At 70.2% G+C, this 17,977-nt stretch carries 22 protein-coding genes and 1 tRNA gene; 9 read left to right on the top strand and 14 right to left on the bottom strand.

The features are described from left to right. The 9 genes from ACZ601_RS19540 to ACZ601_RS19500 all read right to left on the bottom strand — a co-directional run. Positions 1-542 (bottom strand): SAM-dependent methyltransferase (locus ACZ601_RS19540; RefSeq protein ID WP_469539468.1); only part of this gene is annotated, 542 nt, incomplete at its 3' end. After that, entirely contained in the window at positions 539-739 is a 201-nt protein-coding gene (locus tag ACZ601_RS19535) for a hypothetical protein (protein WP_469539465.1), read from the bottom strand. The genes ACZ601_RS19535 and ACZ601_RS19540, both read right to left, overlap by 4 nt. 5 nt (positions 740-744) lie before the next feature. Further along, a complete protein-coding gene (locus ACZ601_RS19530; RefSeq protein ID WP_469539462.1) occupies positions 745-927 on the bottom strand; it encodes a hypothetical protein in 183 nt (60 codons plus the stop codon). A 90-nt stretch (positions 928-1,017) separates the two neighbouring features. After that, entirely contained in the window at positions 1,018-1,302 is a 285-nt protein-coding gene (locus ACZ601_RS19525; RefSeq protein WP_469539459.1) for a hypothetical protein, read from the bottom strand. Between the two features lie 14 nt (positions 1,303-1,316). Beyond that, positions 1,317-1,505, bottom strand: coding sequence for a mobile element transfer protein (locus ACZ601_RS19520; RefSeq protein WP_303260801.1), 189 nt, complete (start codon positions 1,503-1,505; stop codon positions 1,317-1,319). Positions 1,506-1,525: 20 nt separating this feature from the next. Next, on the bottom strand, positions 1,526-2,203 hold the full coding sequence (locus tag ACZ601_RS19515; protein WP_469539456.1) for a DUF2637 domain-containing protein: 678 nt from the start codon (positions 2,201-2,203) through the stop codon (positions 1,526-1,528). An 81-nt stretch (positions 2,204-2,284) separates the two neighbouring features. Further along, the gene (locus ACZ601_RS19510; RefSeq protein WP_469539453.1) at positions 2,285-2,482 is read right to left on the bottom strand and encodes a hypothetical protein; all 198 of its coding nucleotides are present in this window, start codon (positions 2,480-2,482) and stop codon (positions 2,285-2,287) included. 82 nt (positions 2,483-2,564) lie between these two features. Then, positions 2,565-3,917: an FtsK/SpoIIIE domain-containing protein gene (locus tag ACZ601_RS19505; protein WP_469539451.1), complete on the bottom strand. Its 1,353-nt coding sequence runs from the start codon at positions 3,915-3,917 to the stop codon at positions 2,565-2,567. 2 nt (positions 3,918-3,919) lie between these two features. Next, complete coding sequence (locus ACZ601_RS19500; RefSeq protein WP_328898328.1) at positions 3,920-4,249, bottom strand: SCO3933 family regulatory protein; 330 nt, start codon at positions 4,247-4,249, stop codon at positions 3,920-3,922. 140 nt (positions 4,250-4,389) lie between these two features. Between ACZ601_RS19500 and ACZ601_RS19495 the strand changes: the two genes are divergently transcribed. From ACZ601_RS19495 to ACZ601_RS19485, 3 genes are all read left to right on the top strand, one after another. Further along, positions 4,390-5,163 carry a GntR family transcriptional regulator gene (locus ACZ601_RS19495; RefSeq protein WP_469539448.1) on the top strand — a complete coding sequence of 258 codons (774 nt, stop codon included), beginning with the start codon at positions 4,390-4,392 and terminating at the stop codon, positions 5,161-5,163. Positions 5,164-5,181: 18 nt separating this feature from the next. Next, entirely contained in the window at positions 5,182-5,691 is a 510-nt protein-coding gene (locus ACZ601_RS19490) for a GNAT family N-acetyltransferase (protein ID WP_469539445.1), read from the top strand. Between the two features lie 572 nt (positions 5,692-6,263). Then, positions 6,264-6,440, top strand: coding sequence for a hypothetical protein (locus ACZ601_RS19485; protein ID WP_469539443.1), 177 nt, complete (start codon positions 6,264-6,266; stop codon positions 6,438-6,440). A 557-nt stretch (positions 6,441-6,997) separates the two neighbouring features. Here ACZ601_RS19485 and ACZ601_RS19480 read toward each other — a convergent pair. Then, a complete protein-coding gene (locus ACZ601_RS19480) occupies positions 6,998-7,378 on the bottom strand; it encodes a DUF6344 domain-containing protein (protein WP_440578912.1) in 381 nt (126 codons plus the stop codon). 333 nt (positions 7,379-7,711) lie between these two features. Here ACZ601_RS19480 and ACZ601_RS19475 point away from each other — a divergent pair, with 333 nt between their 5' ends. The 3 genes from ACZ601_RS19475 to ACZ601_RS19465 all read left to right on the top strand — a co-directional run bounded on the left by ACZ601_RS19475 (position 7,712) and on the right by ACZ601_RS19465 (position 11,322). Continuing rightward, a complete protein-coding gene (locus ACZ601_RS19475; RefSeq protein ID WP_003958712.1) occupies positions 7,712-7,846 on the top strand; it encodes a DLW-39 family protein in 135 nt (44 codons plus the stop codon). 153 nt (positions 7,847-7,999) lie between these two features. After that, on the top strand, positions 8,000-9,958 hold the full coding sequence (locus tag ACZ601_RS19470) for a vWA domain-containing protein (RefSeq protein ID WP_469539438.1): 1,959 nt from the start codon (positions 8,000-8,002) through the stop codon (positions 9,956-9,958). Beyond that, entirely contained in the window at positions 9,958-11,322 is a 1,365-nt protein-coding gene (locus tag ACZ601_RS19465; RefSeq protein WP_469539435.1) for a hypothetical protein, read from the top strand. The genes ACZ601_RS19470 and ACZ601_RS19465 overlap by 1 nt, the downstream gene beginning before the upstream one ends. A 56-nt stretch (positions 11,323-11,378) precedes the next feature. Here the strand turns inward: ACZ601_RS19465 and ACZ601_RS19460 are convergent, their stop codons facing one another. Further along, positions 11,379-12,875, bottom strand: a complete 1,497-nt coding sequence (locus tag ACZ601_RS19460; RefSeq protein WP_469539432.1) for a serine/threonine protein kinase — start codon at positions 12,873-12,875, stop codon at positions 11,379-11,381. Positions 12,876-12,962: 87 nt separating this feature from the next. Then, positions 12,963-13,511: a helix-turn-helix domain-containing protein gene (locus ACZ601_RS19455; protein WP_024489493.1), complete on the bottom strand. Its 549-nt coding sequence runs from the start codon at positions 13,509-13,511 to the stop codon at positions 12,963-12,965. A 168-nt stretch (positions 13,512-13,679) separates the two neighbouring features. On the opposite strand from ACZ601_RS19455, the gene ACZ601_RS19450 reads away from it, so the two are divergent. Further along, positions 13,680-13,752, top strand: a tRNA-Ala gene (locus ACZ601_RS19450). A 62-nt stretch (positions 13,753-13,814) separates the two neighbouring features. Here the strand turns inward: ACZ601_RS19450 and ACZ601_RS19445 are convergent. Then, the gene (locus ACZ601_RS19445; protein ID WP_469539428.1) at positions 13,815-14,795 is read right to left on the bottom strand and encodes an ABC-2 transporter permease; all 981 of its coding nucleotides are present in this window, start codon (positions 14,793-14,795) and stop codon (positions 13,815-13,817) included. After that, positions 14,792-15,742, bottom strand: coding sequence for an ABC transporter ATP-binding protein (locus ACZ601_RS19440; RefSeq protein ID WP_469539425.1), 951 nt, complete (start codon positions 15,740-15,742; stop codon positions 14,792-14,794). The genes ACZ601_RS19445 and ACZ601_RS19440 overlap by 4 nt, the downstream gene beginning before the upstream one ends. A 228-nt stretch (positions 15,743-15,970) precedes the next feature. Between ACZ601_RS19440 and ACZ601_RS19435 the strand changes: the two genes are divergently transcribed. After that, positions 15,971-17,233, top strand: coding sequence for a sensor histidine kinase (locus ACZ601_RS19435; RefSeq protein ID WP_469539519.1), 1,263 nt, complete (start codon positions 15,971-15,973; stop codon positions 17,231-17,233). Next, positions 17,230-17,922 carry a response regulator gene (locus tag ACZ601_RS19430; protein ID WP_469539422.1) on the top strand — a complete coding sequence of 231 codons (693 nt, stop codon included), beginning with the start codon at positions 17,230-17,232 and terminating at the stop codon, positions 17,920-17,922. Before ACZ601_RS19435 ends, ACZ601_RS19430 begins: the two co-directional genes overlap by 4 nt. Positions 17,923-17,977 lie beyond the last annotated feature (55 nt).

Raw genomic sequence — 17,977 nt, 5'->3', positions numbered from 1 at the left:
TCCTGGACCCCGGAGAAGTTGCCGACGTAGTGCGCGAAGTGCCCGGCGGCCCGGGGGCGGCCCATCTTGGTCAAGGGCGCCCAGTGCGCGGGGTGCAGGGGCGGGGCGAAGGTGAAACCGCCGCCGGTCTCGAAGAGGCGGTGGCGGTAGGTCCGCATCCCGAACGCGGCAGCACACAACGTCACCGGGTCACGGAGTTCGGGGGCCGCTTCCTCGACGTTCTCGATGACCCAGGGGCGGCCGGTTGCTTCGAGGGCTGCCCGGGTGGGGGCGATCAGGTCGGGGTGTTCGCGGTGCTGGATCTTCTGCGCGCGGCTGTAGCGCTGACACGGCGGGGACGCGTGGATGAAGTCGAACTCAGCGCCGTGCTCGCGGACGTAGTCGAGCGCGTTGGCCTGGATGAAGCGGAAGGGGTAGCGGGGCTGCGGGGCGAGGTCAATGCCGGTGACGTCGAATCCGGTGCGGTGGTAGCCCATGCCGGCGCCGCCCTGACAGCAGAACAGGTCCAGCACGCGCAGTGCGCGGAGCGGGGCGGTGTTCATCGGCGGGCACCCCCGTCACGGTGTGCGGGGCCGTGGTTGGCGGTGTAGCCCTCGACGAGGGCACGGACCTGTGCGTCTCCGGTGGCGGTGGCCGAGGCGCCGCAGTGGCACACGGCGGACCCGGTGGCGGGGGTGTTCGGGGACGGCTTGCTGACGTGCAGGCCGGGGCGGTCAGGGGTGGGAGTCAGGTCAGCCATGCCGGTCACGCCCCGGCGTGGGTGTAGGTGCGGGCGGGGATGGTGTGGCCGGTGCCGTTGCAGGGGCGGCACGTCGCGGTGACGGTCTCGCGGTGGCCGTCCGGGGTGGTCTGGCCGGTGGTGATGGCGACGGTGGGGAAGCCGTCGCAGTGGCCGCAGATCGGCCGGGGCAGGGTGTGCTGGTGCATGATGGGATTTCCCTTTCGGGTCTGCGTGATCTGGAAGGTGTTGAGGCGCCCGGGGCGGCGGAAACTTGGCGGTTGAGGCCGCCCCGGGGGCTACTTGCTGTGATGCGAGGAGCGCTTGAGCGTGAGGCCGAGGCCACCGCTGGCGGAGAGAACCGCAACGGTCGCGGCGGCGAACACGTGGATCGTCACGGCGATCATCAAAATGACCAGAGCGATTCCGCCGGTCGTCGCGAGAGCGAGCAGGATGGGTCCGGTGTAGTTGCGCGGTGCGGTCCGGACGATGACGATCTGTTTCGGGTCGGTGCCGGCCGGGAGCTGTCCGAGCAGGTCCGCCGGGATGTGACCGGCGTTGAACTGGTCCTCGGGGTAGCGCATGGGGTCACCTCCGGTCAGGGGTTGCAGCGGTGGGTGCGGGCGGCGAGTTCGGCGGCGGCCCGGCCGTGGTAGTCGGCGGAGAAGTTGCAGCCGGGGGCGGTGCAGGCGGCGGTGTGCTTGGTGCGGCCCCGGCCGTCGTAGTGGGTGCCGACCTGGACGGGGCCGATACGGATCACGTTGGTGAAGCGGTTCGGACGCGCCATAGCGTGAACTTCCTTTCCTGTCAGGCGAGTTGGGCGACGATGGAGTCGGCCAGCGGTGCGGGGACACCGAGGCGGGCGCGCAGGGTCTCCGTGTCGATGTGGTTGCCGGTCGTGGCGTGGTGGGTGTTGGCGAGCTTCCGGGCGTGATCGAGCAGCGCTGGAGGAACCGCAGTTGCCACAGCGGCCGAGACCGGGCCCGGGGCCGGGTCGAGGGCCGGCGGGAGTTCGGGGGCCGGTTCCGGGGCGCGCTCCACCGTGACGTCCGGGACCGGTTCGGGTGCCGGAGCAGGCAGCGGTGCAGCCGGTTCGGGTAGCGGTTCGGATCCGACCGGGGCCGGTGTGGGGGTGTGGGCGAGGAGGGTTCCGCCGAGGAAGGCGAGGGCGGGCCAGCCGGCGACGAGGATGCGGAGCCAGGCAGGGGCGTTGTCGAGGTTGAGCATTCCGGCGGTCGCGATGTTCGCGCCGAGGGATGCGGTCAGGGCGATGACGAACCAGACCCAGGCCGGGCGGTTGCCCGCCGTGACGCGCATCCGGCGCCAGGCAGCGACCAGCAGCAAATCCACGCTGATCGGATACGCCCAGGCCTTCCAGCCGTCCTGTCCGGCTGCTTCGGCAAGGTCATGCAGGTGCGAGAACGACAGGGCCCCGGCGATGACAGCCTGGACCAGCACGGCGTCCAGGCGGATGGTTCGAGACATCAGATTTCACCTCCGGTTCGGGGTGGTGCCGGGGCCGGGCGGGATATGGGGTTCACCGCCCAGCACCCGGAGCAGCGGGGTTCAGGCATCCGGGTCGGTGCCGGCGCCGAAGCAGTTGAGGCAGAGCCCGTCCTGCTGGCCGACCGGGCGGCGCTTGCGGCCGACGCGGACCGTGGTGGGGACGTTTCCGGTCCCCCCGCACGGCTTGCAGTCACCGGGTGCGACGGGGGCGGGGTTCGTCGGGAGGGGCTTCTTGGTGGTCCGTTGGGTGGTGGCCATGGCGCTGGATTCCTTTCGGTTCCGGGCATGGGCGGGGTAGGGACCTGGCGCGAGAGGTCACGCCAACCGGGGGTGCGGGGTGCTACTCGGTGACCGGCACCGGGCTGACCAGCGGCGCAGCCGGGGTCGGGGTGGTGCGGACGACCGGGCGGAACGGGGCCAGTGCCTCGATGTCCGGGGTCAGGTGCGCGTACTCGCGGCAGATCGCGACCGCGTCGGCGGCGCTCAGCTCCGGGGTGCGGATGCGGGACCAGCCGCCCGAGGAGTCGCCGGCCACCGCCACACCGGGACGGTCCGGCGGGATCGTGGTGACCGCGAAGACCGCGTCCGGGGCGATGTCGCCCAGGCCCATATCGGCGGTCTGTTTGTCGTTCACGCGGTGCACCACACGGCCGGTGAGCTGGGCACGGAGCATCGTTGCGCCCTTGCCGAGTTCCGAGCCGAAACGCTGCCCGCAGATCTCCAGATAGATGCCGACCGCGCGGGCCATCTGTGCGAGACGGACCAGGCGCATCACCATCTGATCGCGCCGTTCCTCATCCTTCTTGACCGCTGTCAGGAACAGCTCGGCCACCTCATCGACCAGGACGACCAACGGCACCGGCCGCAGCTTGGCGGGCAGATCCCACAGGTCCGAAACCCCGTGGGCGCTCAGGATGTCGAACCGGTCCTCCATCTCCCGCACGAGGACCTCAAGCAGGCTGGAGGCTTCGTCCGGGGTGGTGGCCAGGGCGGAGAGGCGGGGTGCGTAGCCGCGCTGTTCGACACCGCGCTTGCAGTCGATCCCGACCAGGGCGACCGGGAGCTTGGCCAGTCCGGTGATCAGGTTGCGCTGATACATCGACTTGCCCGACTGATTCGCGCCCAGGGTCAGGCCGTGCGGGATCTTCTGGTAGTCGCGGACGAACGCGGTCCCGTCCTCCCGCAACGCCACCGGAACCACCAGCGGGCCCGAGGCGACCTTGCGCGGCAGCCGGCGCGGCATCTTCACCCGCCGCAGCACGTCGTACCCGGTCATCCGCAGTTCGACGAACCCGGGCTTCACCTCGACCACGTGGACGGAGTGGACACCCCAGGCGTGCCGCAGCCGCTCCGATGCCGCAGCCACGTCCGCAGGCTCCAGGCCGGCGGGGAGACGGAGGGTTGCCCGCATCCCGGTCGAGGAACCACGGACCCGGCGCACCCTCGGAGGGACCGGCTGCACATCCTGGCGACGGGTCACGTTGCGGACCATGAACGCCCGCAGCCGGGACGGCTGAACCGTCAGACCGCATACATCCATCGTCGAGCGGTACGTAGCCGCGAACCGGACCCGAGCCACCGGCAGACCCACCAGCGACCAGAACACCCGAGGCGCGTGACCCTTCGCGTATCCGAGGCCGCCGGCAGCCGATAAGGCCCCGGCCGTCTCGATCATCATGGACAGGTCCGGCATGATCAGGCACCCGCCGTGATCGCTACCGCGCGGAAGCTGATGCCGTGCCGGGTCTGACCGTTGAACGTGTTCTCCCAGTCGCGGGCCTTGAGGCCGATCACCGTGACCGGCGTCCCCGGGGTCAGGCTCTCCGGGACACCCGTGCTCGGCACGGTCACCTGGTAGAGGTTGCCCTCCCCGTCGTCCGAGATCAGAAGACCCACGGTCGCGAGCGGAGCGCCGGTCTCCCGGTCCATCGCGATCTCACCGGTCTGCTTGCTTACGAGCTTCGGGGTCGGAGGCGTCGCAACGAACACGACAGCGGTCGAAACATCGATCTTGAACGACGGCATAGCAGTCTCCTAGTCGCATCGGGGCAGCATCAGAATTGCCAGCCCCAACTGGCTTGAGCCACTTACTGGCTTAAGCCAGTTGAACATGCGTCGTGAGCGCCGTCAAGCTTCTGGCTTGAGCCAGTTGCTACGCTGTTCCCATGACCCCGTCCGAGTCCCCTACTCAGCAGCCAGCAAGCAGACGCATCGCAGAGGAACTGCGTCGGCAGATCCACGCCGGTGACATCCCAATCGGGGAGAAGTTGCCTTCCGAGCGCGTGCTGGCGGAGAGGTACGGGGCGGCGCGCAACACGGCGCGCGAGGCCGTTCGCCTGCTTGCCGAACAGGGTCTCGTCACCGCCAAGCACGGGCGGGGCGTGTTCGTTCGGGAGCCACGGAGGCTGTTCAGGTTCGGTAGTGATCGCTACTCGATCAAGAATCGCGAGACCGGGCTGACGCCGTTCAGACTCGAAGCCAAGCGACAGGGCAAAACCCCGAGGATCGACGTCCCATCCATTGCCCGCGAGACCCCTCCCCTCGACGTAGCGGAGCGTCTCGGTGTGCCGGCCGACGAGCAGAGCGTCCTGCACCGGGAAAACCACTACTTCGCGGATGACGAACCCGTGCAGATCGTGTCCACCTACCTGCGCTGGGACGAAGCCAGGGACACCCTTCTCATGCTGCCCAAGACCGGCAAAGACGGGATCTACGGGCGGCTTGAGGAGCTCGGACACGTCATGACGCGGGTACGCGACGAGATCAGCGCTCGGATGCCCTCACCGGAAGAAGCCGCGATTCTTCAACTTCTGCCGGGTGTTCCGATCCTCGAAGTGCTGCACACCAGCCTCGACCAGGACCTCAAGCCCTTCGAAGTGTCCAGGTACGTGCACCGGGCTGACCAAACCGGCCTGCTCTATGAACTGCCAGTTGAGTAAGAAGGCGAAGGGGACACTATGCCGAAGCCTGTGATCCGCCGGCGCGAAGCCCGCGACCTTGCCGAAGCCGCAAAGGTTTTGACCGCAGTGCACGAATCCGATGGCTATCCCGTTGAAGGTGTGGAAGACCCTCAAGGATGGCTCTCTCCCGGCGGGCTTCTGGCGGCGTGGATTGCCGAGCTGGATGGACATGTGGTGGGGCATGTCGCAGTCAACAGTCCGCAGGCAGAAGACGAGGTTGCGCGCCTCTGGAGCAAGAAGAGCGGCGCCAACTCCTCGCAGGTCGCTGTACTAGCAAGGCTCTTCGTCGTCAGTGACGCACGCAAGGGCTCCGCAGGGAAGCACCTGGTGAACGCCGCAGTGTCCTACGCCAGAGCGAACAACCTGCGCTTGGTTCTTGAGGTGCTGGCGAAGGATGCCGCAGCGATCCGCCTGTACGAGCGACTTGGCTGGCAGCGGTTCGATGAGGCAACGCACACCTTTTCCGGGGAGAGCTTTGACGCGGCCTGCTTCGTGGCACCCGCCTGACAACGCGAGCTGTTACAGGTTTCTCTACCTCATCAAGGCACCCGGCTGCGCTCCGCTCCGCCGGGCGCGCTTCCCGGCTCTGGCCGCTCCCGCGCTCCTGCCTTCGGCCCGCTCGTCGCTGCCGCCGCCGACGCGCGCCCGCAGTGGATAGGCCGAAGGGCATGAGTCGAGACCGATCCGCGGGCCAAGGACATGCCTCCGGCGGGGGCGCTCAGACTCCGGGATGGGTCGGGGCGCCGTTCGCGAGTGCCGGCGGATTCGTGGTGAGCGTCGTGGGGCTCCCATCCCGACCACCTTCGACCCAGGCAGAGCCGAGCAGTCGCGGCCCAGGGCGTCAAGGTCGTTCGTACAGTGGCGCGCTCCACCTTGACGCCCTGAACCACGACCGCTCCACGGTGTGTGGGTCGAAGGCGGACGGGATGGGAGCTGGGGCGAGTGGTGGGTGAGGTCGGGTAGCAAAGGCAGGTAGTCGAACTGCTAGCGTCCCCGTCTCTGAGGCGAACAGAGAGGCAAGCATGTACGCACTACGTTCACTTGTTTTGTTCTTCGCAAGAGTCCTAACCCTGGCCTTCGTGGTGCTGTTTCTGGTGTGCGGCGTCCTAGTTGTCCGTCAGCGGGGCTTGAGCCTTGAGCTATTCCAAGCCTTCGGCTTGCTGGTGCTGTGCCTTGCTCTTCTCATGGCTTGTCATCGGTTCCTGTTCGGGCAGTGGCACCGGTGGTCGCGCGTCAAGAACGCCTCCCATCGCTGACATCAGCGCCTGACACCAACAGGGCCGGACAACGACGGATACAGCCGAACGCCGATGGGCTGCCAGCAGAAGCGGAAGCCGGGTTTGCCGACGTTCCAGAGACCTCGTGATCGACCTGATAAGGATGAGGCCACAGGTTCAAATCCTGTTAGCCCCACAGCGACAAACAGAAGGCCCGGTTCCTCTTCGGAGGGACCGGGCCTTCTGCGTGGGCGGGGGCGCGGTGTTGGGCTGGGGGACGGGGGGTCGGGGGGTCGCTCCGGTGGTACCGGGCCTGCTGCGGTGGTAGGGGGCTTGCTCCGGTCGTTCCGGTGGTGTTGGCCTGCTCCGGTCGCACCGTCGGGGACGGGTGCTCCGCGTGCTCCGGGTGCGTCCAGGTGTCCCGTCCGGTACGGGCGCGTGACTGCAGTGGCCCCTGCTGCGGCCCCCTGCCGTGACCTCTGCTGTGGCCCCCCTGCTGTGACCTGTGCTGTGGCCTTCTGCGTGGCCGGGCGCACGGGAAAGCCCCCGTCCGGTGTGAACCGGCCCGGGGGCTCTGGGAGTCAGGTGCGCCGCTCTCAGGGGGGCAGCAGGGACGCGTCCCCCGCCGGGGCTCCGTGCGAGGCGCGGGCGGTACTGGTGGTGTTCGTGGTGTCTGTGCTGTCCGTGGTGTTGGCGGACAGATGCCGGGTGGAGGGTGAGGAGCCGTGTGCCTCGGCGCGGATGCGCTGCTTCATCGTGGGCGGCAGCGCCCGGTCACGCGGAAGGGTCCATCGCACCGACGGGGTGGTCGCGGTTGCCGCGGTCGCACCCGTGTGCTCGTGGGTCGTGGTCGCCGGCTCCGTGACCGTGGCTTCCGTGGCCGAAGCGGTGGAGCCCGCGAGGCCCAGTGCCGCGAGAAGTGCGAAGAACGCGGTGATGAAGGCGGTCCAGATGTTCTTGGCCCGGTAGGTGCTCATGGCCCCTCACTCACTTTCAGGTGGTCCGTTTTGCTTACCTTCCTGATGATGTGGATTCGGGGCGCGATTTCACGGACCGACGCTGCCGATGTGCCGATGTTCGGATGAACACCACTCGTATGGTGCAACCGGGCCCGATCGGCCGGAGCGGGGCCCTTCACAGGCGTCGGTGACGGGGTGGTGACAGGGCGTCGGCGGGGGTGGCCCGATCCTCCGACGATCGCTTTTCCGCAGGCCCCAGTTGGGTTGCGGGGAGGTCACCGGTCGATATCGGCCGGTGTGTATAGTCGGGCGGCAGAAGTCCCCTACGCCAACGAAAGACGAGGTCGCGCGGTGAAGAAGCTTCTCCTGGTCGCACTGGCCGCCATCGGCGGGCTCCTCGTGTACCGCCAGATCCAGGCGGATCGCGCCGAGCAGGATCTGTGGACGGAGGCGACTGACTCCGTGCCCGCAGGTTCGGGTGTGTGAGACAGAACAGCCTGTTCGCGAGAGCCCCGGCCGCCTGAGCGGCCGGGGCTTCGTGCTGTTGCGGGACCGTGACACCTGTGCTCTTGAGTTCACCTGCGCAAATCAATAGGTTGCGTGAGCAAAGAAGCCGGGGATTTCGGTCTGGGGGAACGGATGAGGGCTGGCAGCCATTGCCGCACGGTGCGGGCGGGGACATTGATCGGCGGGGCGCTGTTCGCCCTGGTTGCGGGCGCGCTGCCCGCTGTGGCGGCCCCCGGGGGGACCGGTGCGGCGGCGGACGCGGCCGCAACCGGCGGGAGCGGCAGCCTGGTCATGGTGCTCGACTCGTCCGGCTCCATGGGGGACGACGACGGTACGGGCCGGACCCGGATGGAGAGCGCCCGCACGGCCGTCGGCACGGTCGTGGACGCCCTTCCCGACGGCCATCCGACGGGCCTGCGGGTATACGGCGCCGACCGGCCGCAGGGCTGCACGGACACCCGCCTCGTGCGCCCGGTGCGGGGGCTCGACCGGACCGCGCTGAAGCGGGCGGTAGCGGCGGTACGGCCCAGGGGTGACACCCCCATCGGCCTGTCGCTCCGGAAGGCCGAGCGGGATCTGCCGCAGCCCGCGGCCGGCGCCATCGGTACGCGCACGATCCTGCTGATCTCCGACGGCGAGGACAACTGCGGTACCCCGCAGCCCTGCGAGGTCGCCGAGCAGCTCGGCAAGGAGGGCATCGGGCTGCGGATCGACACCGTCGGCTTCCAGGTGAAGGGCGCGGCCCGCGAACAGCTCGAATGCATCGCGCGGGCGGGCAACGGGCGTTACTACGACGCCCCGGACGCCAAGGCGCTTGCTCGTCAGCTCCAGCGCGCCGCGCAGCTCTCCGCCGACGGGTACCGCTTCCGGGGCGAGCGGGTGACGGGCGCGGCCACGGCGGACCGGGCCCCCGTGCTGGTACCCGGGCAGTACCTGGACACCATCGGGCCCGGCGAGAAGCGGTACTACGCGGTGGATCTGGACGCGGTGTCCACGGCGGACTTCGCGGCTACGGCAGTGCCGCAGCCGGGTGCGGCCGTCGACACGTTCGACGCGCTGAGCACCAGGATCGAGTACGACGAGCACGGCTCCTGCGGGACGGACACCGCGCGCTTCCTGCAGAAGGAGGGGGCGGCCCCGCTGACATCGGCGGTCGCCCGGATCCGCTCGGAGGAGGGAAGCCGCCCCTGCGACCGTGCGGGCCGCTACCGGCTGGTGGTGGAGCGGCAGAGCAAGAAGGGCTCCGACGCGGCACGTTGGCCGCTGGAGCTCGTGTACGGGGTCGAGGCGCCACTGGACAAGGGCGTGCTGCCCGCCCAGTCGGAGGCGGAGTACGGACGTGGCGGCAAGGAGGCCGTGCTGCCGACGGACGATCCCCGCGATGTGCGGGGCGGCACCGGATTCAACGATGCCCGGAAGATCGGGCAGGGCGTCTGGCGCGACCGGATCCTGCCGTCCCAGACGCTCTGGTACAAGGTCCCGGCCGGCTGGGGCCAGCAGGTGCGCTACGAAGTGGAGTTCGCCAACGAGCCCACGGTGGACCGCACCTCCGCCACCTACTCCTACGGGGCGACCCAGCTCTACACCCCGGCTCGCTATCCCCTCACCGGGGGCGGCGAGTTCACCTCGACCACGATGTACAACGGGCGGCCTTCGGCGCTTCCGATGGGCGGTGTCCCGGTCTCCTGGACCAACCGCTACGAGGACCGGAGCAATGTCCAGCCGGTGCACGCCAGGGGCGGCTTCTACATCTCGGTGACGCTCGGCGCGCGGGCCGCGGAGATCGCGGAGAACCCGCAGATCGGCCTGGTGCTGCGGGTGTCGGTGCTCGGTGCGGAGCGGACCGGCCCGCAGCACGGGGCGCCCGTGGCGGCCGGATCCGGGGGCAGTAACGGCAAGGCCACCGGCAAGGATGCGGACAAGGAGGGCGAGTCGACCGCGTCCGCAGACAGCGGTGGTGCTGGAGGGGCAGGATGGACCGGCATCGCGGCTGCTGCCGGGGCGGCCGTCATGGCTGTGCTCATCGCCGTGTTCGTATATGTACGCAACCGCCGCGGGGCAGCCGCACGGACGACGAGGGGAAGCGCGTGATGAGGCAGCGCAGCAGGGGCCGGGCGATACTGGCCGCGGTCGCGGCGATGTGCGCGGTGGCGGCGCTGCCGGGGCAGGCCTACGGAGCCGGCGCGGCAGCCGCGTACGCCTTCGAACCGCAGGCCAAGACGGTCAGTGGCGCCGAGGTCAGTACCGATGCGAACGAGCTCACGGCCGGTTCGGTCTACCGGAGTTCGATCAAGTTCGGCCAGAAGCTGTACTACCGGCTGAACCTGAAGGCGACGACGAACGCGTACGTCTCGGCCGTCGTCGTGCCCAAGGACGGCGGCAAGGTCGCCTACGGGGACGGCATCTCGATCAGCATCAGGGACAAGTCGGACCTGGCGTGCAGCACGGAGAGCGCGCGCTTCGGGTCCGCGGAGTACCCGCGTCCCATCGCCGCGTACGCCCACCGCAGCGTGCGCAAGGACAGCAACAGCTGCCAGGGCGCCGGTGTGTACAACGTCCTGATCGAGCGCCAGAGCGAGGACACCTCGGGGCGCGGGGAGTGGGACCTGGAGATCCGGTACGCCTCCGAGCCGGGGCTCGCGAAGGGCGGGGCGACGCGGACCGAGGCGCCGGAGGACTGGCCGTCCGCGTCACCGGAGCCGCCCGAGGCGGCGAAGGACAACCGCAGGCACGGCGGCAGCAGTTACTACGAAGCGACGAGTTTGCAGACCGGTGAGTGGAAGGACGAGGCCAAGCCCGGCCAGACGCTCTTCTACCGGGTTCCGGTGGACTGGGGCCAGCAGATCTTCGCCACCGCCGCGCTCGGCAACAGCACCGTCCCGGACGCGGACGAGTACGTCAGCGGTGCGCTCGCCCTGTCCCTGGACAACCCGGCGCAGGGCCATGTCGACAACGCGTCCCCGATGGCCTACTCGGGCAAACCGGCCTCGGTCTCGCTGGACCCGGTGCCTCCGGTGGCGTACGAGAACAGGTTCGCCTCCGCCACCGGCGTCAGCGCGATGCGCTTCGCGGGCTGGTACTACCTGTCCGTGACACTGAGCCCGGAGGTCGCCAAAGCATACGGTTCCAAGCCGTTCCCGCTGACCCTCACGGTCAAGGTCGAGGGGAAGGCCGGGGACTCGCCGTACCAGGGGGACGCGGGGATCTTCGGCGTTTCACAGGACGACAAGGACATGGCGAGGAGCGGCCAGAGCGGCGCCCAGGCCGCCGAGAGCAAGAGCGGCAACATGAAGCTGCTCGGCGCGGCCGGCATCGGCGCGGGCGCCGTGCTGGTGCTCGGGCTCGGTGCGTGGATGCTGCTCGCCCGACGCGGGCGGGCAGCGACCGCGGCACCGGGCGGGCCGGCCGACGGCGGGCAGCAGCATCCGTACGGAGGCCCGCCGCAGGCCTGGTAGCCGGACGGGCCGAAGGCTGCCGGGGTGCCGAAGCGCGGGGTGCCGAAGCGCCTCGGTCAGGCCTGGGTCAGGGCCCAGATCCCCACGGCGAAGCAGATCAGCGCGACCAGCAACACCGGGACCGCCACCTTCGTGGACGGTCCCGGACGCTTTTGCGGGGCGCGCGCCGGGATCTGCGAAGCGGTCATGACCTGCGGCGACGGCGACTGCGCGTAGTGCGGCGGCGCCCCGGCCCCGGCAATTCCCGGTCCGGGAGCGGGAACCTGCGACGGCTGAGCGGTGTATGGACGAGTGAGAGCTTGTTCGTGCAGCACCGCCGCCGTGGGGGCCTGTGAGGGGTTCGGCACGGCGGAGGGGAAGGGGGATGCCGCATGCGCCGGATGCTGCGGGGCGGGGATACCGGGAGGCACGGCCGGAGTGCCGGGCTGCGCCGGCTGGTGAGCGGCGGGGGCAGCGTGCTGCGGGGCCTGGGGCGCGGATTCGGGCTGCCGCGGGGGTGGCGGGAGGTGGAAGCTGCCCGTCTCCGACATCGAGGCCGGGGGCTGCGCGTACGACTGCTCCGTGGGCTGTTGGCCCGTGTGCTGCGGGCCTGTGTGCTGCCCTGGTACCTGCGCTGCCTGTCCCTGAGCCTGTCCGGTCGGGGAGCCGGGGTGGCCGGGCTGCTGGGGGGCGGGCACCGGGCCCGTGGGACCGAAGCCGTCGGGCAGCGGGCCGATCTGGTCGAAGACCTCCACCGGCTCGTCGTCCGCGCCGGGCTCGGGCAGCATCTCGACGGCGGCGGTCAGCGCCTTGCGCGCGCCCGTGGCCGTACGGAAGCGGGCCTGCGGGTCCGGCTGCAGCAGACCCGCGAGCACCTGCCAGAGAGGCTCGGGGATGCCCTGCGGAGCGCCGGGTGTGCCGTGCGCGGCGAAGTGCTCGATGAGTGCCTGGGCGTCGGGCTTCTTCCCCTGGAGCAGATACAGGGCGACGAGGCCGACCGCGAAGAGGTCTGCGGGGAAGTCCGGCTCCGCGCCCATCATCTGCTCGGGAGCGAAGTAACCCGGCGTCCCCACCACGTAGTTGGTCTCGGTGAGGCGCGGCTCGCCCTTGCGCATGGAGATGCCGAAGTCGGACAGCCGCAGGTGCGGCCGGCCGGTGCCGGTGGCCTCCATGAGGATGTTGGCGGGCTTGATGTCCCGGTGCACGACCCCCTCGGCATGCACCGTCGACAGTCCGGACAGCAACTGGTCGAGCAGGGTGCAGACGAACCGAGGGGGGAGCGGTCCGTAGTCACCGATGACGTGGGCCAGCGAACCACCGGTGATGAGGTCCATGGTGAACAGGACCTTGTCGTCGTCCGCGGCCCAGCTGGCCGGAGCGAGCACATGTGGATGCTCGATCCGCAGGGCCTGTTCGCGGACGAAGCGCAGCAACGTGTGTGCGTCGCTCTGCTGGAGGACCTTGGCCGCCACATAGCGGCGGCGCCGGTGATCCCAGGCACGCCAGACAGCCCCGACCCCACCACGTCCGATCGGATCGATCAGCTCGTACCGACCAGCGAAGACCTCACCCATTGCGCTGCGCTCGCTCCCCGTTCCTGCTCTCGGCCGGCGCGTGTGCCCCGTGCCCGGATCCTGCGGCTGTCCGGCCGGTTGCCCGGACTAGCTCTGGTGTCCCTCGTAGTGCGCCACCGCGTCCGCGGTGCGTCCTGCTCCGTACACCTTGAGGAACTCTGCCAGTTCCGGGTGGGTCGGGGCGAGGGAGTCCGCAGCATCGATGATGTCACCGGCCGCCGCGACGGACCGCAGCAGCGACTGGATCTCGCGGACCACGCGGCGCACGGTGGGCGCTCCGCTGGTCGAAGATGTCTGGCCGGTTCCGGTGAGCACGGAGCCGCCCTGGGACTTCTTGATCTCTTCCATCCGGTCGGTGGCCTCTCCCGCGCTGACACTGCCGTCCGCGACCTGGCTGGCCAGCTCCTGGAGTGCCTGGACGCGCTGCACCACTGCCGGGTTGCCGATCTTCGCCCGCTGACCGCTCATGAGCTGGGAGAGCATGGGGGCGGACAGCCCGAGCACCGCCGCCAGCCGCGCCTGGTTCAGGCCCAGATCATCGATCAGCCGACGGAAGAGCGCCCCCAGCGGTTCCCCGTACCAACTGCGTTGAAGTTCCCTGGCTCTGGCTGTCGCCTCTTGCTGTGCCGCGTCCATAGCGTCTCCCCTTCGCTGAGGCTTCGCTGCTGCGAACCCCGACGAGCATCTTACGGAGCGTGGTCGTCGACCGGGAGCCCCAATTTTTGGAGGATTCGGGGGGACAGCGGGTACTCTGGTCTGCGGCGGTGACCACAGTGCCGGTGCGTCCGGTGGTGCCCGCTATCCGGGGCCTTAGCTCAGTTGGTAGAGCGCTGCCTTTGCAAGGCAGATGTCAGGAGTTCGAATCTCCTAGGCTCCACCTGATATACCCCTCTGACCTGCGAATACGCGGTCAGAGGGGTGTTTTCATATCCGGACCCGTCAGCTCATTCGGTGGCGAGTCCACCAGACGCACAGTGCACCGAGGGCGACGGCGAGGGCGAGGAAGATGCCGGTCTCCGCCCATTGCAGGGTCCAGAAGCTGTCGGCGGCCTGGTAGGTGACGCGTTGCCGGTAGCCGGCACCGGCGAGGGCGTCGACGCAGGCCTTGATCGAGTCGCAGTCGGCGTATGCGGGTGGCAGGGACTGGGCGGGGTGGCCGGTGGCGTCGAGGGTCTGCTCCGCGACGGTCCAGGTGTCGGGTCTGCCGATGTCGACGTGGGAGACGGAGTCGAGGAGGTAGTTCGCCCCCCGTTCAGGGGTGAAGGGGACCGTGACAGTGCTTGCGGGGGCCAGGTGCGCGCGGATCCACAGCGGCATCGGGAGGAAGACCGCGGTGTACGTGGCGAGGGTGGCGGCCATGGCCGGGAGCGTGCGGCGGATGAGGATGCCGAAGGTGACGCCCAGGATGAACGCGAAGACGGCGTAGCCGAGCGGAACGATGCCTCGGGCGCTGAAGATCGTCGGGTCGATGCGGGGGACGAAGTTGTCGGTGTTGTCGGATCCGCCCGCGGCGACGGCCCGGTCGACGGGGCCGCTCCACCAGGTGACCGCGAGGCTGATCAGACCGCTCGCGGCCACGGTGGTGAGGCCGGTGAGGCCGATTTTGGTCAGCAGCCAGCGGGTGCGGGTCACGCCCTGGTTCCAGGCGAGGCGGTGGGTGCCGCTCTCCAGTTCGCGGGCGACGAGCGGGGCGCCCCAGAACATGCCGATGAGGGCCGGTGCGAGGAGGACGGTCACGGCGCCGACGAAGTAGAGGGCGGTGTCGGTGCCGGTGAGCTGCGAGATGATGCCGCGCCCCGCGGTGGTGTGCAGTCCGGCCAGGTGGGGTCCGGTTGCGGCGAGAAGGGCGGCGAGGACAGCCAGTGCGCCGGTGAACATCGTTGCCTGGGTGCGGAACTGGCGCCAGGTCAGCCAGATCATCGGCGGGTCTCCGGATCATCGACGGGGCTGGGAGTGGGGCTGGGGTCGGGGGTGCCGGGGCCGGTGTCAGGGGCCGGGGCGGCTGTGGTGCGGCGGCCGATGTAGGCCAGGACGATGTCTTCGAGCGGAAGCGGCTCGGCCGTCCACCCGGGGCCTTGCGGGAGCCGCGCCGGGGCATCGCCGCGTACGACGTGTGTGGGGCCGTCGGCGGTACGGGACGTGCTGAGGACGTGGTGGCCGAGGGGCAGTCCTGCCGGGGCGCCGGACGGACCGGTCAGGCGGTGGTGACCGGTCAGCAAGGCGTCGATGGAGGCGTTCACCTGAACGCGTGAGTCGACGAGCACGATGACGTGATCGCAGACCCGTTCGACGTCGGAGACCAGGTGGGAGGAGAGCAGTACGGTCATCTCCCGCCCGGCGATCGCCTCCGTGACATCGTCCAGGAACTCGCGGCGGGCCAGCGGGTCCAGGGCGGCGACCGGCTCATCGAGAACGAGGAGTTCGGGGCGTTTGGCCAGGCCCAGCGTGAGGGCGAGCTGGGCGCGCTGCCCGCCGGACAGCCGGCCGGCGCGCTGGTCCGGGTCGAGACCGGTGCGGCGGATCCGGTCGCGGGCGAGCGCGGCGTCCCAGCGGGGGTTGAGCCGGGCACCGAGCGCGAGGTGGTCCTCGACGGACAGGGCGGCGTAGGTCGGGGTGTCCTGGGCGACGAAGCCCACCTTGGCGAGCTGTGCGGGGCCGGTTGCCGGGCGGCCGCCGCAGACCTCGATGGTGCCCGTGGTCGGGGCGAGCAGACCGGCGGCGAGGTTCAGCAGGGTTGATTTCCCCGCTCCGTTGGGGCCGACCAGACCGACGACGCGGCCTGCGGGAACATCGAGGGTGCAGTCCGAAAGGGCCCACCGCCGTCGGTATCTCTTGCCCAGGCCCTGGGCTTTCAGTACGGCAGTCACGCGTCGTCCTCCCCCTTCGGTGCGGGCCCCGTTGACCCGCACCGCTGGACGCTACGAGCGCGGCGCGGGCGGCCGCGTCCGGCGCCCGGACCCTTTCCGTTCCTCCGCGCGGAGGACGCCGGCCGGGGTCCTCCGCGCGATGTAGACGAGCGGAGTACGGCGGGTGCGTGGGCACGGGCCGAAGGGAGGACGCGGCGGGCGAGGGAGGACTGTGACAATCGGCGGGTGATGAACGTACCGGCCGCGTACCGGCTGCGGGACGGCCTCGCGGCGCTGCTGCGGCCGACGGGTCCGATACCCCGGCCCACCCGGCGTGACCTGGTCCTGGACGGGGGCCTCGCCCTGTTCGCCGTGGTGGCCGCGGTCAACTCCGGGCTGAGCGTCGGCATGGACCGCACCTACCGGATCGTCGACGGCACGGTGCGGGTGGTCGAGGGTTCCGGCAACTACGTCGGCGCGCTGGCACCGATGCTCCTGTGCTCCCTGCCTCTCGCGCTGCGCCGCCGCTACCCGCTGGCCGTGCTCTGGGCGGTGATCGCCGCAGGGCTGATCGCGCCGGGCAGCGAGGCGCGGATGATCCTCTACACGGCCCTGGTCGCGACGTACTCCGCTGTCATGCACAGCCCGTACCGCGTACCCACCCTGGCGAGCGTCGCCGTCGCACTGCTCGTCCTGAACGGGGCCAGGACGCCGGACGTACCCACCGTCCAGAACGAGTACGTCGCCCTGCTCATCGTGCTGCCGCTCGCCGCCGTCGCGGACGGCATGCGGCAGTGGCGGACGCGCGCCGACGCACGCCAGGAACGCATGGCGGCCCTGGAGCGGGAACAGGCCGCGGAGCTGCGCCGCGCCACCGAGCGCGAGCGGGCCCGTATCGCGCGCGACCTGCACGACGTGGTCACCCACAACGTCAGCATGATGATCATTCAGGCGGGCGCCGCCCGCAAGGTCATGGACGCCGAACCCGCGATGGCCCGCGAGGCGCTCCTGGCCGTGGAGTCCGCCGGCCGCTCCGCGATGGCGGAACTGCGGCACACGATGGGGCTGCTCACCATGAACGCCAGGGAAGACCCCGCCGCCCCCGTCGGGGAACTCGCCCCGCAGCCCGGCCCCGACCAGCTCGACGCGCTCGTCGGCCGGGTGCGGAAGACGGGCTTGATGGTCCAGCTGACGGTGACCGGAAACCGCCGTCCGGTCCCGTCCGGCATCGGTCTCGCCGTCTACCGCGTGGTCCAGGAGGCACTGACCAACACCACCAAGCACGCGCACGGCGCGAGCGCGCGGGTGGCGCTCGACTACGGGCCCGAGGCCCTGCGCACCGAGGTCGTGGACACCGGCGGCACACCGGGACCCGGCGTGGTGCGAGGGGGAGGCCACGGGCTGCTGGGACTGCGGGAGAGAATCGCGGTCTACGGCGGTACCCTCCACGCCGGACCGACCCCCGACGGCGGGTTCCGCCTCGCCGTCGTGATCCCTCTGGAGCCGTCGTGACCAGTCACCCACCGCGCGTGGTGGTCGTCGACGACCAGGCGCTCGTGCGCACCGGATTCCGCATGATCCTGATGGCCGAGGGCATCGACGTGGTCGCGGAGGCGGCCGACGGCGCCGAGGCCGTGGACGCCGTGCTCCGTACCCGCCCCGATGTCGTCCTCATGGACATCCGGATGCCCGAGCTCGACGGACTGGAGGCCACGCGCCGCATCCTGCGCGACTTCCCGGACGCGGCCGCCGTACCCCGCGTGATCATGCTGACCACCTTCGACCTCGACGAGCTCGTCTACGAGGCGCTGTCGGCCGGTGCCAGCGGCTTCCTCCTCAAGGACGTCACCCCGGAACACCTCGTCGCCGCCGTCCGGCTCGTACGGACCGGCGACGCGCTCCTCGCTCCGGCCATCACCCGCCGACTCGTCGAACGCCACGCCCGCCGGGCACCCGAAGCGGAGCCCGCCGCACCGCATCCGGGGCTGGACGCCCTGACCCCGCGCGAACGGGACGTACTGCACCTGCTCGCCCAGGGCCTGAGCAACACCGAACTCGCCGCCCGTCTCCACCTCTCCGAGACCACCGTCAAGACCCACGTCTCCCGCATCCTCGCCAAGCTCCAGCTGCGCGACCGGGTCCAGGCGGTGGTCCTCGCCTACGAGACCGGGCTGGTCAGAGCAGGGGCGGGGAACGAATGACGGGCGCCGGAAGACCCTGAGGTCCTCCGGCGCCCGCTTGTGTTCTGCTACTGCT

The sequence above is a fragment of the Streptomyces sp. NPDC104307 genome (genome assembly GCF_055584045.1).
This window is presented reverse-complemented; position numbering and strand designations above follow the sequence as displayed.